Genomic DNA, 15629 nt, shown 5'->3' on the forward strand with positions numbered 1-15629 from the left:
CGCCCGTCACCTCACTGCCCGGCTCTGTAACTGACCCTGAGTGACCCTGTTATGAAAATCGTTGCTACTCTCGACGACCTACGCACTGCCCTCGCCGACCTGCGGGCAGACGGCAAGCGCGTGGCGCTGGTGCCTACCATGGGCAACCTGCACGAAGGCCACATGCGGCTCATCAAGAGCGCCCGGGAGCACGCCGACATCGTCGTTGCGTCCATCTTCATCAACCCCACACAGTTTGGCGAAAACGAGGATCTCTCCGGATACCCACGCACCCTGGAAGAAGACACCAAGAAGCTGATCGCCGAAGGCTGTCATCTGCTATACACCCCAAACAAGGCGGTCATGTACCCGGAGCCGGATCTGACCCGGGTCAGTGTCGACAAGATCACCACGCTGCACTGTGGCGCCAGTCGCCCGGGGCACTTTGTTGGTGTGGCGACCATCGTGCTGAAGTTTTTCAATCAGGTACAACCGGACTGCGCCGTCTTTGGCCTTAAGGATTTTCAGCAGTTCACCGTACTGAAAACCATGGTCAGCAACCTCTTCCTGCCCATTAAGATGATCGGTGTCGATACCGGCCGTGCCGATGACGGTCTGGCCCACAGCTCACGCAACAACTACCTGACCGCCAGCGAACGCGAACAGGCGCCCGCTCTGTACCGCATTCTGTGCAACGCCAAGGCAGCCATTGAACAGGGCGAGCATGACCTTGCCAAAGTGACTCGAACCGCCAAGGAAGCCCTGCACAATGCGGGTTTCACGCCCGATTATTTCAACATAAGCCGACGCATCGATCTGGAGCCCGCTACAGACGACGACCATGAACTGGTTATCCTGGCGGCAGCCTTCCTCGGCAAGGCACGGCTGATCGACAATGTTCAGGTGGATCGCTAGGCAGACGTCGTCTGCTACCAGTTTCCGATAAAACCCCGCTTCCGGATCACGCCTGAGGCTGACCGGGGGTTCACTACGAGGTGCGCAATGGAATTAATCATGCTCAAGGCCAAATTACATAAGGCCAAGGTCACACATGCGGTACTGAATTACGAAGGCTCCTGCGCCATTGGCGGCGATTTGCTCGATATGGCCGGCATCCGCGAATTCGAACAGATTCAGATTTATAACGTGACAAACGGCGAGCGGTTCACCACTTACGCCATTCGCGGAGAAGACAACAGCGGTATGATCTCGGTCAACGGTGCCGCCGCTCACAAAGCCAGCGTCGGCGATACCGTCATCATCTGCGCCTACGCCAACTTCTCCGAAGCCGAACTCGAAACCTTCAAACCCCGCATGCTCTACATGAACGACGACAACACCGTCAGCCACACCAGCAACGCCTTGCCAGTTCAACTGGCGTGAGGGAAGGAGGGCCGGCTACCGGGCAGACCTGTCTGGGGTCGGCATAAACCCATCCATGGGGCCTAGGCTTCGGCATCCATGCCTCAGACTACCCCAGACAGGTCTGCCCGGCAGCCGTCCGTGGTTGCTTGGTCTCCGTCTTGTGTCACAAAATTTCACCAATCGGTGGTTTTTCCCGTCATTTTGTAATTAAATTACATAATTATTTTATGGTTTGGTTGGTATCGTTTCACCACAGCCCAACCTATCCTCCATGCATTCTTATTAACCCTAACCCACAAAAACAATCGGGAACCGACTTATGGCTTACGATCCGACCCAACTGGCAACCTGGAAAAAACTCGAAGAACACAAAGCCACCATCGCCGATGTGCACATGCGCGACCTCTTTGCTGAAGACCCGCAACGCGGCCCCCGCATGACAGAGCATGCCGCCGGTATCGAGCTCGACTATTCCAAAAACCGGGTAAACGACGAGACCATGAACCAGTTGATGGCGCTGGCCCGGCTGGCCAAGTTGCCGGAAGCCATAGACGCCATGTTCGACGGTGAGGTAATCAACCGCAGCGAAAATCGCCCCGCCCTGCACATTGCGTTGCGTAATCGCAGCCAGCGGCCTATCAACGTGAACGGCGAAGACATTAATGAGACGGTAAACGCTACCCAGGACAAAATGAAGGCCTTTGCCGAATCGGTTCACAGCGGTGCCTTTGCCGGCCACACCGGCAAAAAGCTGCGCACCATTGTCAACATCGGCATCGGTGGCTCCTACCTCGGCCCGAAAGTGGTGTCCGATGCGTTGAAGCCCTACTGGCAAGACGGTTATGACCTCAAATACATCGCCAACATCGACGGCACCGACGTCACCAGTGTTTGTCGGGATCTCGACCCGGAAACAACGCTTTTTGTTGTGGCTTCAAAAAGCTTCAACACCCTGGAGACCCTGAAAAACGCTGAAGCGGCACGCGAATGGTTTTTCCAGCAAGGCGGTAAGCCAGAGCAGGTAAAACACCACTTCGTTGCTGTTTCCACCAACATCAAGGCCGCGACTGAATTCGGCATCGACGAAGCCAATATGTTTCCGATGTGGGATTGGGTCGGTGGACGCTACTCACTCTGGTCAGCCATCGGTCTGGCCCAGGCCATTGTGATCGGGTTCGACAATTTCCAGCAGATGCTCAGTGGCGCCCATGACATGGACGAGCATTTTCGCACCACCGGCCTTGAGCACAACGTACCGGTCATAATGGGCATGCTGGGCGTCTGGTACCACAATTTCATGGGGGCTGAATCCCATGCGGTACTCAGTTACGACGAAAGCCTGAAAGACCTGCCGGCCCACCTGCAGCAAGTCGATATGGAATCCAACGGCAAAGCCGTGACTCAGGATGGCCGCCCGGTTGGCTGGAGCACCGGGCCGGTGATCTGGGGCGGTACCGGCACCAATGGCCAGCACGCCTATCACCAGCTGTTGCATCAGGGTACCCGCCTGATCCCGGCCGATTTTCTGATGCCGCTGAAAAGCCACAACCCGGTGGCCGATCATCACCCCTGGTTGTTTGCCAACTATCTTGGCCAGCAACAGGCGTTGCTGGAAGGGAAAACCGAAGCCGAGGTTACGGCTGAGCTGAAGGCAAAAGGCCTTGATGCGGCCGCCATTGCCGAGCTGGTACCGCACAAGGTGGTACCGGGCAACCGCCCCTGCAACAGCCTGGTGTTTGAACAGGTTACGCCACAGGTGGTGGGTGCGCTGATCGCCCTGTACGAACACAAGGTGTATGTGCAAGGCGTTATCTGGGGCGTCAACAGCTTTGATCAGTGGGGCGTTGAGCTTGGCAAAGTACTGGGCAACAGCGTGTTTGAAGCCCTAGAGTCAGGCAATACGGATGGCTACGACAGCTCCACTGCTCAGCTCATTGAGCGGTTCAGACAAGCAAACCGCTAAATGGCAACAGACCTCACCCGGCGCCGGGTGAGGTCATCCTCCTCTGACTGGCGCACCCAACCGACCCCCACCATCCGCCCATCGCCTGGCCTGCATGCGCTATCGCCTTTGCGCAGTTCTACTGCCTGGGCATTAGCTCTACTACCCATTCTCCTGACGATGACTCAAAGACTGCACTCCCGACTTGTTAATGATACTAATTATCAATAGTATTCGCGTAAATTATTGTCTGGATTGGGTGCTCGTCACCGGTTTGGAAACAAGGAGCGCATTCGATGAAACACAGCATACTGGTTGCAATAACGTACTTAGTATTGGTGGGCGTGACCTCAGCACAAGACTTTCCGGTAACCATTGACCACAAGTTTGGTGAGACAACGATAACTGCCGAACCTGAGCGCATCGTGTCGGTCGGTTACACCGAGCAGGATGACCTGTTTGCTTTAGGCAAGACGCCCATCGCCGTTCGACCCTGGGCCTTACCGGTGCCCCATGGCATCTGGCCCTGGGCCGAGGCCGCTGCCGGTGATGCAGAACCAGTCGTGCTGAGCAGTGGCCCGCTCGATTTTGAGACCATCGCCCAGCTGGAGCCTGATCTGATCATCGGCATCTACGCCGGAACCACCCGCGAAGAATACGATCGGTTGTCGCTGATCGCCCCCACCGTTCTGCAACCGGCAGACTACGTCGACTATGCCACGCCCTGGGAAGAACAAACGCGCATCATCGGTCGCGCTGTCGGCAAACTCGACGAAGCCAATACCCTGATAGCCGACATCAAGAAACGATTTGAACAGGCCCGGGAAGAGCACCCTGAGTTTGAGGGCAATACGGTCGTGGCGGCTTACTATTCGAACGGTCAGGCCGGTGCTTTTGCCAGCGGTGAACCTAGAAGCCGCTTCTTTACTGAACTGGGGTTTGTTATTCCCGAAGTCTACGACGAACTGGCGGGCGATGCCTTTTACACCGCCTTCAGTCTCGAACGTTTCGACCTGCTCGATGTGGATCTTCTGGTTTGGTATTGGGGCGAGCTGGAATCCGATGACATACTGCCCCTGCGCAGAACACTGCAGGCACATCAGGATGGCCGTGAAGTCATCTTAACGCCTCAACAGCGCTTTGCGCTGTCTTTTTCAAGCCCACTGAGCCTCACCTTCGCACTGGATGAGCTGGTGCCTGAGCTGGCTGACACCCTCAAGTAGCCAAATGAAACGATGATGAAAATGCAGGAAATCAAAGCCTTTATTCCCGCCAGGGATTTTGAACTGTCCCGCCGTTTCTATCTGGACCTGGGGTTTGAGATCCCCTGGCAGGATGAACAATTGGCTTATGTGCGTTACCAGCACTGCAGCTTTCTTTTGCAGAATTTCTATGTCGAAGCCCATGCCCGGAACTGTGTTATGCATTGCCTGGTGGAAGGCGTCGATGACTGGCACGCGATAGTGTCGCAAAAGCAGCTGGCGAAGACCTACGGCGTGCAATTATCTGACCTGGAAAATCAGCCCTGGGGCATGCGTGAATTCACGCTGACCGACCCCAGCGGGGTGCTGTGGCGAATTGCCCAGAATCAATAAGGAATGACCAATGAGAACCGCCATGTCCATGTTGCGTTTGCCGACAAGTCTGATCCCCCTGATATTTGCGCTCAGCCCCCCGGCGTTTGCCGAGGACTTTCCGCTCACCATTGAGCACAAATTTGGGACCACGGTCATTGAAGATCAACCCGAACGCGTCGCCAGCATCGATTACGGCGGTATTGGCAACCTTCTGGCCGTCGGGATCTCGCCGGTCACCGTTCGCCAATGGCGGGCCATTGATGGCTTCGAGTACACAGCCGGCCCCTGGGCAGAACACTTGCTGACCACAGAACCGGTGGTACTGGACGGCGACCTGGATTTCGAGGCCATTGCGGCCGCGAAACCGGATGTCATCATTGCACTCTACTCAGGGATCGACAGCGTGGAGTATGAAAAGCTGAGCCTGATTGCGCCGGTGGTAGCAGTGCCTCAAAGCATCAGTGATTACGGTCTCCCATGGGATGAACGCGCTCTTATCACGGCGCGGGCCGTTGGCGAAGAGGCCAATGCCGGACGTCAGATCGCGGCGATCGAAGACCGGCTCACGGAAATCGCCGCAGCTCACCCCGAATGGCATGGCAAAACAGCGGTCATCGGCGGTTTTCGGCAAGAACAAGGTCAACCCTATGCCTATACCACCCATGATGTAAGAGCCCAGTTCCTTTACGAAATGGGCTTCACCGAAACCCCAGCCATGAACGCGCTAACCGGAGAAACCGATTTCGTCATTAACCTGTCGACTGAACAGCTGGATGTTATCAACGCTGATGTCATGGTGTATTACGTTACTGATGCCGGTATGCAGGACGCTCTGGCCGAACCCAGCCGCCGGTTTCTAAGCGCCTATGGAAGCGGGGGCGAGGTCTTTCTCGGAGATCTGCCGGTAGCAGCCCTTGCCCGGGTGTCCCTGCTGTCCATACCGGTCGCACTGGAAGCCCTCGTCCCCATGCTCGAGGGCGCAGCAGACGGTGACCCAAGCACCCCGGTTCCAGACGCCAGACAGTGACGACACGATAAGAACCCTCAGCCGCCGTCGTCAGGGGCATCAGTTACGCCGCCGAAGACGATCGGACAAAGGGTTGCACCTGACGCTACAGGACGCAGCCCTTTCACCGGAGCACTGACGTCAAACGTCACATTTGAACCCACACCAACCTAGCCTTCCGGGATTAACCCAAACCACGTCAAATCTTTGTCGTAAACAAACAAGAAATTGCGATTCCGGCCTTGCAACGCCAAATAAACCGCATAAACTCGCCAATATTGAGAGCCAAGTCTCATTCTGGACCCCATGGAATGGCCAAGTTAGTAGAAATACGATCCGGATTTAATTCTTTGGCACGGTTCTGGCTTATACCTAACGTAAGAATGGTAGAAGTAAGACAAGCATATTGACTGATATTGGGAAACTGATTATGAAGCAACAAAAAGGTTTTACGCTCGTTGAACTTATTATTGTCATTGTAATCTTAGGATTGCTTTCTGCGGTAGCGCTTCCAAGATTTATCGATTTAAGCGGCGACGCCGAACAAGCCGCTGCTGAGGGCGCTGCTGGGGCATTAGCGTCTGCGGCCTCTATCAATTATTCTGCAGGCCTTGTTGGAAATAGTGATGCGGAGGCTACAGCAGCTCTAACCTGTACCGCAATGGCAGCGGCGATTCTTACAGAAGACGCAGCAGACAGCTGGACCGGGCCTACTCCAGATTCGGGCACTAGAGGAGAAACACGTACATGTACGGCGAACGTTGGCTCTGCAACTGCTACTGCATCGGTAATCGACTGGTGAACTGCGGCGACAACCTAGCCAAGTAAAAAAACAAGACTATAAGCAGGTAAACTACTTCATTTTACAGAAGTTATTTACCTGCTAATTTAACGTACTACCTCACAAGTTAATTGCTCCCAATCAACTCTTTGCTAAAAAGACAGTGGCTTAGTCAGTATTGTCAATAACTTAATTACAATCTTAAGACTCTAAGGACTTCTTCGTTAATCGTCACCCTAAGTGGACATTTAGGCAATGAGTGAACAATACACTGCGAACAGACTAAATGTAGAGAATGGTTTTTCTCTAGTCGAGTTAGTTGTTATTGTACTTCTTATAAGCATTCTTTCTGCGGTTACTCTCCCAAGGTTGTTCAATCTTTCCTCATTTAACGATGCTGGTACGAGAACCCACTTAGAATCCGCCTTAACTTTCACCCGCAATCGCGCCACAACCACCCAATGCACCCTCGAATTCCGCATCACCACCACCGGCTGGAGCGTCTGGCAAGATGATGACTGCCAAAGCACCGGCTCAAGTGGTGCCGGCTGCGCAGCACCCCTGAATTTTATAACCGCTGTTGCTGCGCCAGGCGAAACGACCCAATTAACGGGAACCCTGACCAGTACCACACTCGAACGGCTCTTCTTCACACCAACCGGTCGGCTTTATCGATACAACACCACAGGCGATTGCACCAGTCTACCCGCGAATCTGGTACCCAGTGGCACTCAGATTGTGGGGTTAACCCCGACGACCACTTTACGGCTCGATGGCGTCACTGGTTATGTGGCGGTGCAATAACATGCAACCTAAGGTCATCAACGTCCAACAGCCCCGCACAGAACACGGGGTCACGCTGATCGAGTTGGTTATTGCCATTGTGGTCATCGGCATCACCGCAACGGCCATTCTACAGAGCCTGGGTTTTCTAACGGTCAGCAATGTCGACCCCATGTTGCGCAGCCAGGCTAACCTGGTCGCACAGAGCACACTGAGTGAAGTCATGAGCCAGTCATTCTTCGACGGTGACGACGATCCGCGCATTGACGATACGGTGACCAGCCCGAACATCTGCCCTTCAGCCGAATCTGACGGCAGTTACGACCGCAGGCTTTGGGATAACCTCTGCGACTACAACGGCTTCGATTCCAACAACGATGACGGGCTCGCCCCCGGTATTCGCGACCGGCTGGGGAACGCCCTGCCCGGTTTGTCGAGCTACCGCGTTCAGGTTGATGTCGATACCAGCACGGGTCTAACACTGGGTACACTGTCGAATACGGCGGGTTGTACGCCCCGCATCGCCAGAATTACCGTTACCGCGTCAGACCCTCGCGGCCAGACGGTTCAGCTCACCGGCTATCGAACCAGCTACTGGGATGAGGGCTGTTGATGTGATGACGTCCATACACCCGAAACACTTTCGCCAACCCGGTTTTACCCTGGTTGAACTGATTGTCGTGATCGTAATCATCGGCATTCTGGTAGCGGTCGTTGGTCCGCTGATCGGCAATCGCTATGCCGCCATTGTCGATACCCAACAGCGCGCGGCCTGGGTGCAACAAGGTGAAGCCGCCTTCTTTCAACTGCGGCAGGATCTGGACCGCTCGGTCCCCAATTCGGTACGCACCTCAGAGGCGACCGCCGGCAATGATCAGGTTGTGGAGTTTTTCACGCTGTCTCCGGATCAGGCACAACCGGCCTTGCGATACCGGGATCGAAACTACGCACCCACCTATGATCGGTTGAACATCAATAACGACGGGTCTTTTGATGTTTTTGGGGCGCTGTCCAGCTTGCCGGCAGGCACGTCAACCTATGTATCAATTGCCTCACCCGGGTTCAGCCAGCTCTATAGCGATTGGGCCGATGAACTGGCAGGCAATCAGGAAGGCTACATAGCAGAAGTCGATTCAATTGTTAACCGAACCACCTGTGACTGTGGCGATTGCTCTCAGTGCCCGGTGACCCAGATAACACTCGACAACAGCAACCACCGCTTCCCCAATGACAGCCCCTTTTTCAGGGCCTACTTTACCAACGGACCCGTCGCTTACCGCTGCGACAGCGGTCGGCTGGAGCGGATTACCGGCTATACTGACCTGGGCAACACGGCCCTGTCCAGCCGCATAGGCGCAGCCACACCGGCGCGCATTACCGACGATGTCACTCAATGCAGTTTCAACTGGACGCCGGGCTTTCTGTATCGCCCCCCTACCCTCACGGTTACACTGGCATTGGGGGATGGCTCGGAAGGCATTCAACTCACCGATACCTTTGTGCTGGGGAATGGCCTATGAACCGCAAACCACAGCAAGGCGTCGCACTGGTGGCGGTTATTTTTCTGATTGTTGTCATCGGCGCTGCCCTGGTGGTCATCTCCCGGCTGTCGATTTCATCCAGTGCACAGGTCACGCAAAACCTGCTGCAAAGCCGGGCACGACAGGCCGCATCGGCAGGGCTTGAGTGGGCCACGCAACGGCTGGTAGAAGAGGGTTCTGGCGCCTGTGCAGCCGATACAACCATCACCGTCCCTGCCTACTCTGATTACACCGTCACTGTGAGCTGCACCGAAGGGGCATACAACCGCCCTAACCCGGCCTCACAGCGTGTTTTCTTGTATCGTCTGACGGCTGAGGCCGCCTTTGGCAATATGAACGATGCCAACTATGTCTGGACCCAACGCAATGCCACTGTTGAACTCTAAGTTACGTCTAAGCATCACTCAGGTGCTGGTAGCCGGTGCTGCGCTGAGTGTCAGCCTACCTGCTCTGGCTGATGTCTTTAATTTGTCGCTGGGCCAGTTTCCCGGCTGTTCGACAAGCTGGAATGTCTCGGGCACAACTTATACCTGCACGGGTGATGGCCGCATCACTTTGAACAATGGCGACGACATCGTGGCCAATACCAACGCAACCCTGGTCGCCAATAATGGTTTCCGACTGGGAGACGGTAGTATCGGGTCAAACACCAATCGCATTGATCTGACAGATAGCTACGGTCAAATCATTGCCGATGGAACCTCCGTATTCGGTGATCTGACTTCGAATAGCAGCGGCATCGAATTAACCGACAGCATTATAAACGGCACCCTGACGGCCAATGGTGACATAGATCTCGACGGCGGTACCGTTACCGGTAAAGTGACCAGCCTCAATAATCGTGTTGACGCCCAAGACACTAACCTGCTCGGGGGCGCCCAGGCCCAATCCGGTATGACGTTTGACGGTGGCACGCTCAGTGGCGACTTCGTTATGACTTCCAACAACCCCATTGAATTTGAGGACGTCACCTTCATCGCAGGGAGTGTCAGCGGGGCCAGCAGAGTAAGAATTGAAGACAGCACCTTTGGTAGCCCCTCAAACCCGGTCAATGTAGTCAGTAATTCCAATGAAATTGTAGTGCGCAATTCCACAGTCCATGGCGATTTGACAGCACCCATTAATTCCGATGTCGATGTTTCCAACAACAGCAACGTCTACGGCACCTGTACTCCTAACAGCCCCAATTGCCAGCCAGCAGCACCCCAACCTCCGGAAAACTGTGCACTTAACCCGGGCCTGCAAGGCGAGTATTTCAACAATCGCTTTTTAACGGGCACGCCTGCCTATGAAGACAACGTGCCGACCATCGATTTCGAGTGGGGCAGCGGTTCACCCAGCACCGCTGCGGTAGGCAACGACAATTTCTCAATTCGCTGGACCGGCTATCTCAATGCGCCCACAACCGGAACCTACACCCTGGCTACAAACTCGGATGACGGGGCGCGGTTGTACGTCGATGGCAATCTGATCATCGATGATTGGTCTGATCACGCCCCCCGGGTTCGAACCGGGTCCGTGTTTTTGCAGGCGGGTGAACTGGTTCCTGTTGTATTGGAATATTATGAGAACGGCGGTGGGGCGACCATTCAGCTGGGTTGGGAGCCGCCGGGTGAATCTGGCCTGACAATCATTCCGGCCTCTGCTCTTTACTACTGCACGTCACTGACGCCTGTCGCTTATTACCCACTCAACGAAAGCAGTTACTCCGGTGCAGCAGGTGAAATACTGGATTACAGTGGCAATAACAATCACGCCACAACCACGGGCAATATTACCCCGGCAGCTGGATACACTTGCGAAGGTGCCTCAGTGCCGGCGAACAACAGCAGTGCATTGCGTTCTGCTGTCGATACCGGTTTAAACCCGGGTGACCTTACCCCAACCCGCGGGACACTCAGTTTCTGGTATAAAAGCAACCTCGACTGGGATGGCGACAACCAGGACCGGGTTCTGTTTTCTGCCAACAGCGATCAGTACGGCAATAACGACAACAACCGCTATTTCTACCTCATGCTCCGCGACAATGGGCGGTTGCGATTCGAGTTTGAAGACTCCAATGACGGCGATTACAACTTTCAAACCAACAACAGCACCCGAAATTTTAACGCCAATGAATGGGTTCATGTCGCTGTCACCTGGGATATGATCAATGGTGACTACAGTATCTATGCCAACGGCACGACCGTGGGCAGCCTAAACAACCTGAATACAACCGGACTACTCAGTCAGCTCAACACTCTGTACATCGGCGACAACCGCTCCAACTATGTCGAACCTGGCCGTTCCGCCAACGGTGTGTTCGACGAAGTGCGACTTTACGACTACGCCCAATCCAGCAGTCAGATTCTGGCTGACATGGGCAACACCGTTGCTTGCTCAACACCTGGCACCTGCATCACCGATACCTTCAGCGGCAGCCTGAGCGACGACTGGCAAACCCTGCGCAGCAGTGGCACCTTTACACCTCAGGTTGTAGGCGGACGGCTGCGCCTGACCCCCGATAACACCAACATTGCCACGGCCACCACTTTTCTGCGGCAGTTCCCGAGTGAAAACAACCGCGTCGTTGTCGAATTTGATTTTTACGCTTATAAGAATAACGGTGCGACCAACGCAGCCGATGGCGTGACAGTCACCTTTTCTGACCGCGACATTACCCCCTTTCCGGGCAGTTTTGGTGGCTCGCTGGGCTACGCGCAACGAAACAATGGCGACCCGGGCTTCAACGGCGGCTGGCTGGGCATTGGCCTGGACGAGTTTGGCAATTTCTCGAACCCGACGGAAGGTCGGGTCGGGGGCCCCGGAGCCCGGAGCAATGCCATTGCCATTCGCGGCTACGGGTCCGGCACAACCGGGTACCGCTACTTACGGGGTACGTCAGCCAACATCTCCCCTGCGGTGCTGACCTCCAGCACAACGCCACACCGGTATCGCATCACTATTGATAACAGTAACGGTACTCAGGCGCTGGTAAAGATCGAGCGCAACGCAGGCTCGGGGTACGTCACACTGGTGAGTGAATTCGATGCTCTCAACGAAGCCGGCCAGCCCGCCATTCCTGAAAAGCTTGTACTTACCCTAACCGGCTCGACCGGCGGCAGCAGCGCCAATCATGAGATCGATAACTTTCAGGTGTGTGCCGACGTTATCGAGCCCTACGATGCCCCCATCCACCACTTTGAGCTGATTCGAAACCAGGCCGTCGGGCTCACCTGCGAACCCCTGAATGTGACCATTCGCGCTTGCGCCAATGCAGCCTGCACCCTGGAATACACCGATCCGTTCAGCGCTACCCTGAGCCCGGCTGACGGCTGGGAGGGCGGCAATGAAGTGACCGATATCGTGTCGGGAGCGTCGATCGGCTTCTTACCTGACGCAGCCGGCACTTATACCCTGGGCATTCCAAACAGCACACCTTCGACTGTGCCGCTTACCCAGAATCTGTGCTTTGTCGGTGGCTCAACGACCGCTGAAGCAAATTGCCAGGTAACGTTTAACGATGTCGGTCTGCGTTTCTTCCCGAGCGAGAACACCACCAGCAGCACGGCGTTTTTCGATCTGATCGCCGGTGCCACCGAAGGGCCTTTTTCGGTACAGGCAGTGCGCACCAATACCACCACCGGTGTTTGTGAAGGTCTGTTCAGCGACGGTGGCACAGTTGATTTTACGGCGGGCACTGAATGCAGCGACCCGACCAATTGCAGCCCGTCGCAGCGGGTCAGTCTAACCAATGCCGGCACCGAGACTGAATTGCCTAACCCGCAAAACCAGATTGCGGGTGAAGATATGGCCACACTGCCGCTGACATTTTCCGCAGACTCAACGGCTGTTTTTTCACTGCAATCACCCGATGTCGGTGTACAGCCTTTAACGCTGGAGTACACCCTGCCAGATGTTGACGGCAACCCCTCGTCAACCACTCTGAGCCAAAGCGTCAATCTGCGCGTTCAACCCAGCGAGCTTCGCCTGCTAAGCGTTCGCAACAGCGACGGTGACGAGCTCGCAACCGACGGTTCGGTAACCGCCAGCGCTAATGCCCCGGTATTCACCCGGGCCGGCGAGCCCTTCCGGTTAGAGGTGCAAGCCCTCAATGCCCTGGGAAGCCCCACTCCCAACTTTGCCCGCACGATAACGTTACCAGACATCAACTGGGGCGCTTTGACCACCATTGCCGCTCCGGGTGATGCGGACGCAAAGGGCGAACTGAGTGGCGGAGATGGCAGCTCGACACCCGGCAGTGCCTGGGCAGCTTACGAACAGTCCGATGGCACCCTTGATACCAGTACACTGACCCTGGCCACGGGACTGGGGTTGAGCTTTTCCGACCTGGGAGTCATTGACCTCAAGGGGAGAATTGACAGTTACCTCGCCAGGGCGGGCTCGCCAGACCTGGAGGTTGAATCCAATACCGTTCGGGTAGGTCGTTTCATTCCCGCCTATTTGCGCATTACTCAGAACAACCCGGCCAACTGGGGCTCGACGCCTTACCATTATCAGGGTCAGACTGCGACGCTGTCGTCGATTCCATTAGTAGTGGAGGCGTTTGATGTCAACAACAACGCGATCTCCAACTACGACGGCGACTTTTTCAAGCTGGCACTAAACACGGATGACCTGTATCAAAAGCCCGCCGGCCTGAACAATACAGGCGGTGATCTGACGTACGATCAAGTCACTTGGGCCTTGTCAGACACAGAAAATTACGACGGCGACGTGACCCTGACTCTCAGTCAAACCGAACTGTCCTGGCCGCGCTCAGCTGGCGGACCGACTGTAGACGATGCCCCGCAGGCGGTGAATCAGTTGATCATTGAGGCCAACAAGCTCAGCGATGGCGAGGCGTGTCACGGCGACGGGACTGCGTGCGAGGGTCTGACCCTGAATCTTAATTCAGTTGATCTCTACTACGCCCGGCTAAACGCCGAACGCCAGGTCAGTACCCAGGAAATGGCCGAACTGCCGGTGTGGGTTGAAGTGCTCGACGATCTAGATAGCAGCATAACCCCCAACGTCGTCAGTTTTGACCTCTTTAAGAGCGACAACGAAACCGGCACTGGCGACATTCCCGGCCTGAGCTTCCAAGGTGTTTGCGAACCAGGTGGTCTGAATTGTGCGGCCGTGGCCAACTCGGCCGATGGCACGCTGGTTGTTTTGGACGAAGGTGCCGGCACCTTTATGGCTGAGTCGACCACACCGGGCATTGTGGGTGTTCTGGTTGACGTGCCAAATTGGCTTACGTGGGATTGGGATATAGGACTGGGCATGACCGGCCCACCCAGCACCCTGTATTTCGGCTTGTACCAGGGTCGCTCGCCCTTGTTGTTCCAGCAGGACGGCTTCCGCTAACGCTCCGTGCTGACCGTCAGGGGCCACAATTGCCTGCGCCCCTGAGGCTGAGCTTCGCTCACAAAGCGCACCAGACCATCGTAGTCGAACCCGCGCCACTGGCTCAGATACTGGCGAATCAGCGATTCACCCGGAATATCAACCGGTACGATGGCTTCCGTGCAGCCCTTGCCTTCAATGTGCCAGAAACACTGGCCACTGGCGTCGGCAAACACCGATACCCGGGTCAAATCCGCGAGGTCCAGTTCCGTTCGGGCACCGCTGGCACGCTGATAGACAAGATGATCGTCGGTCAGTACCACGGCCGGTCCTGAACCGGCGTCGCTGCGGGGTTGGCGTCGAAAGGGAGACATCATCGGGCTTCAAAATCCGGCAAGCCGTTCAAGGGGTCGTCTGCATCACCGGAATCGCGAACCACCAAAATGGTGGTGCGCCGGTTGGCAGAGCGCCCAGCGGCCGTGTTGTTATCGGCAATGGGGTATCGGTCGCCCTGATAATCGGTCAGGATAATTGACGGGTCCACACCCTGCTCCACCAGGTAATCGGTCACGCGGTTAGCCCTGCGCTCGGACAGCCGGCGGTTGTCGTAGCGGGTACCTACGTTATCGCTGTGGCCGACCACTTCCAGCGCCAGAATGCGATCATCGGCTGCAACGTAAGCAACCAGATCATCCAATACAGACTGCGCCGTATTATCGAGCAGCTCGCCGCCACTCGGGTAATTGACTACCGTGCGCTCGACCTGGCTGAAATTGACCGGCAACAGCCCGGCCGAACAGGCCAGGTAGTCGTTGTAATAGCTTTTGAATTCAACCGGCGACACCTGCACGCGAATCGACTCGGAGCCATAGCGTGCCTGGCGAGTGAAGGTCGGTGCCATGCCATTGGCCAGCTCGCCCATGATGCGCCGGGCCCGGTCGGGCTCCACGCGCAGCGGAATGTCCCGGTCTTGCACCCGCACATAGCCCAGCTCGTGGGTCAGAGCGCTGGAGCGCCAGTCTGGCGCCTCTACAGTCAGCGCCGCCTGGCCCAGGGCCATCTGGTTGCGGGTGGCCTGCAAATAGAATTCAAGCTCTTCACCCGCCTCATGAAAGAAGACGGCCAGGCCATATTGCGGAATCGGCTGATAAAACTTGCAGTAATACTCGCTGGCCTCCAGTTGCCAGGTGGTATCGGACAGGCCGGTACCGTAGTCCGCTGCCCAGGCCACCGGCAGGCAACAGCCCAGCACCAGGGCGATCAGGCCATCTCGGCCAAAAATCACCGCTGCCCGGGGTGCCTGGGCGAATCGTTGCCGAACGGTCAT

At 56.0% G+C, this 15629-nt stretch carries 14 protein-coding genes; 12 read left to right on the forward strand and 2 right to left on the reverse strand.

Features of this window, described 5'->3' with window-relative positions; all coding sequences use genetic code 11:
• The first annotated feature begins 51 nt into the window (after positions 1–51).
• From panC to EP166_RS07680, 12 genes are all read left to right on the forward strand, one after another.
• Complete coding sequence (gene panC, locus EP166_RS07625) at positions 52–894, forward strand: pantoate--beta-alanine ligase (protein ID WP_127556155.1); 843 nt, start codon at positions 52–54, stop codon at positions 892–894.
• An 87-nt stretch (positions 895–981) separates the two neighbouring features.
• The gene (gene panD, locus EP166_RS07630) at positions 982–1362 is read left to right on the forward strand and encodes an aspartate 1-decarboxylase (RefSeq protein WP_127556156.1); all 381 of its coding nucleotides are present in this window, start codon (positions 982–984) and stop codon (positions 1360–1362) included.
• Positions 1363–1663: 301 nt separating this feature from the next.
• Positions 1664–3307, forward strand: a complete 1644-nt coding sequence (gene pgi, locus EP166_RS07635; protein WP_127556157.1) for a glucose-6-phosphate isomerase — start codon at positions 1664–1666, stop codon at positions 3305–3307.
• 275 nt (positions 3308–3582) lie between these two features.
• Positions 3583–4509, forward strand: a complete 927-nt coding sequence (locus tag EP166_RS07640) for an iron-siderophore ABC transporter substrate-binding protein (protein WP_127556158.1) — start codon at positions 3583–3585, stop codon at positions 4507–4509.
• A 21-nt stretch (positions 4510–4530) separates the two neighbouring features.
• Positions 4531–4881: a VOC family protein gene (locus EP166_RS07645; protein WP_220432501.1), complete on the forward strand. Its 351-nt coding sequence runs from the start codon at positions 4531–4533 to the stop codon at positions 4879–4881.
• Between the two features lie 10 nt (positions 4882–4891).
• Positions 4892–5890, forward strand: a complete 999-nt coding sequence (locus EP166_RS07650; protein WP_220432502.1) for an ABC transporter substrate-binding protein — start codon at positions 4892–4894, stop codon at positions 5888–5890.
• Between the two features lie 409 nt (positions 5891–6299).
• Entirely contained in the window at positions 6300–6671 is a 372-nt protein-coding gene (locus tag EP166_RS21605) for a type II secretion system protein (RefSeq protein ID WP_127556160.1), read from the forward strand.
• A gap of 234 nt (positions 6672–6905) precedes the next feature.
• Complete coding sequence (locus tag EP166_RS07660; protein WP_127556161.1) at positions 6906–7454, forward strand: hypothetical protein; 549 nt, start codon at positions 6906–6908, stop codon at positions 7452–7454.
• 1 nt (position 7455) lies between these two features.
• On the forward strand, positions 7456–8046 hold the full coding sequence (locus tag EP166_RS07665; RefSeq protein WP_164743851.1) for a type IV pilus modification PilV family protein: 591 nt from the start codon (positions 7456–7458) through the stop codon (positions 8044–8046).
• Positions 8047–8050: 4 nt separating this feature from the next.
• Entirely contained in the window at positions 8051–8953 is a 903-nt protein-coding gene (locus EP166_RS21610; protein WP_164743859.1) for a prepilin-type N-terminal cleavage/methylation domain-containing protein, read from the forward strand.
• Positions 8950–9360, forward strand: a complete 411-nt coding sequence (locus EP166_RS07675; protein WP_127556164.1) for a hypothetical protein — start codon at positions 8950–8952, stop codon at positions 9358–9360. The genes EP166_RS21610 and EP166_RS07675 overlap by 4 nt, the downstream gene beginning before the upstream one ends.
• Complete coding sequence (locus tag EP166_RS07680) at positions 9341–14323, forward strand: DUF6701 domain-containing protein (protein WP_164743852.1); 4983 nt, start codon at positions 9341–9343, stop codon at positions 14321–14323. The genes EP166_RS07675 and EP166_RS07680 overlap by 20 nt, the downstream gene beginning before the upstream one ends.
• On the opposite strand, the gene EP166_RS07685 is transcribed toward EP166_RS07680, so the two are convergent.
• Both EP166_RS07685 and EP166_RS07690 read right to left on the reverse strand, forming a co-directional pair.
• Positions 14320–14679 carry a hypothetical protein gene (locus tag EP166_RS07685; protein ID WP_127556166.1) on the reverse strand — a complete coding sequence of 120 codons (360 nt, stop codon included), beginning with the start codon at positions 14677–14679 and terminating at the stop codon, positions 14320–14322. The genes EP166_RS07680 and EP166_RS07685 overlap by 4 nt on opposite strands.
• A complete protein-coding gene (locus EP166_RS07690; protein ID WP_127556167.1) occupies positions 14676–15629 on the reverse strand; it encodes a flagellar protein MotY in 954 nt (317 codons plus the stop codon). The genes EP166_RS07685 and EP166_RS07690 overlap by 4 nt, the downstream gene beginning before the upstream one ends.

The sequence above is a fragment of the Saccharospirillum alexandrii genome, from assembly GCF_004000275.1.
GTDB lineage: Bacteria > Pseudomonadota > Gammaproteobacteria > Pseudomonadales > Natronospirillaceae > Saccharospirillum > Saccharospirillum alexandrii.

Coding starts and splice junctions, on each gene's coding strand:
- EP166_RS07650 (WP_220432502.1), top strand. CDS start 4,892: ATGAGAACCGCCATGTCCATGTTGCGTTTGCCGACAAGTCTGATCCCC.
- EP166_RS21605 (WP_127556160.1), top strand. CDS start 6,300: ATGAAGCAACAAAAAGGTTTTACGCTCGTTGAACTTATTATTGTCATT.
- EP166_RS07680 (WP_164743852.1), top strand. CDS start 9,341: ATGCCACTGTTGAACTCTAAGTTACGTCTAAGCATCACTCAGGTGCTG.
- EP166_RS07645 (WP_220432501.1), top strand. CDS start 4,531: ATGCAGGAAATCAAAGCCTTTATTCCCGCCAGGGATTTTGAACTGTCC.
- panC (WP_127556155.1), top strand. CDS start 52: ATGAAAATCGTTGCTACTCTCGACGACCTACGCACTGCCCTCGCCGAC.
- EP166_RS21610 (WP_164743859.1), top strand. CDS start 8,051: ATGACGTCCATACACCCGAAACACTTTCGCCAACCCGGTTTTACCCTG.
- pgi (WP_127556157.1), top strand. CDS start 1,664: ATGGCTTACGATCCGACCCAACTGGCAACCTGGAAAAAACTCGAAGAA.
- panD (WP_127556156.1), top strand. CDS start 982: ATGGAATTAATCATGCTCAAGGCCAAATTACATAAGGCCAAGGTCACA.
- EP166_RS07660 (WP_127556161.1), top strand. CDS start 6,906: ATGAGTGAACAATACACTGCGAACAGACTAAATGTAGAGAATGGTTTT.
- EP166_RS07685 (WP_127556166.1), bottom strand. CDS start 14,679: ATGATGTCTCCCTTTCGACGCCAACCCCGCAGCGACGCCGGTTCAGGA.
- EP166_RS07640 (WP_127556158.1), top strand. CDS start 3,583: ATGAAACACAGCATACTGGTTGCAATAACGTACTTAGTATTGGTGGGC.
- EP166_RS07690 (WP_127556167.1), bottom strand. CDS start 15,629: ATGACCGTTCGGCAACGATTCGCCCAGGCACCCCGGGCAGCGGTGATT.
- EP166_RS07675 (WP_127556164.1), top strand. CDS start 8,950: ATGAACCGCAAACCACAGCAAGGCGTCGCACTGGTGGCGGTTATTTTT.
- EP166_RS07665 (WP_164743851.1), top strand. CDS start 7,456: ATGCAACCTAAGGTCATCAACGTCCAACAGCCCCGCACAGAACACGGG.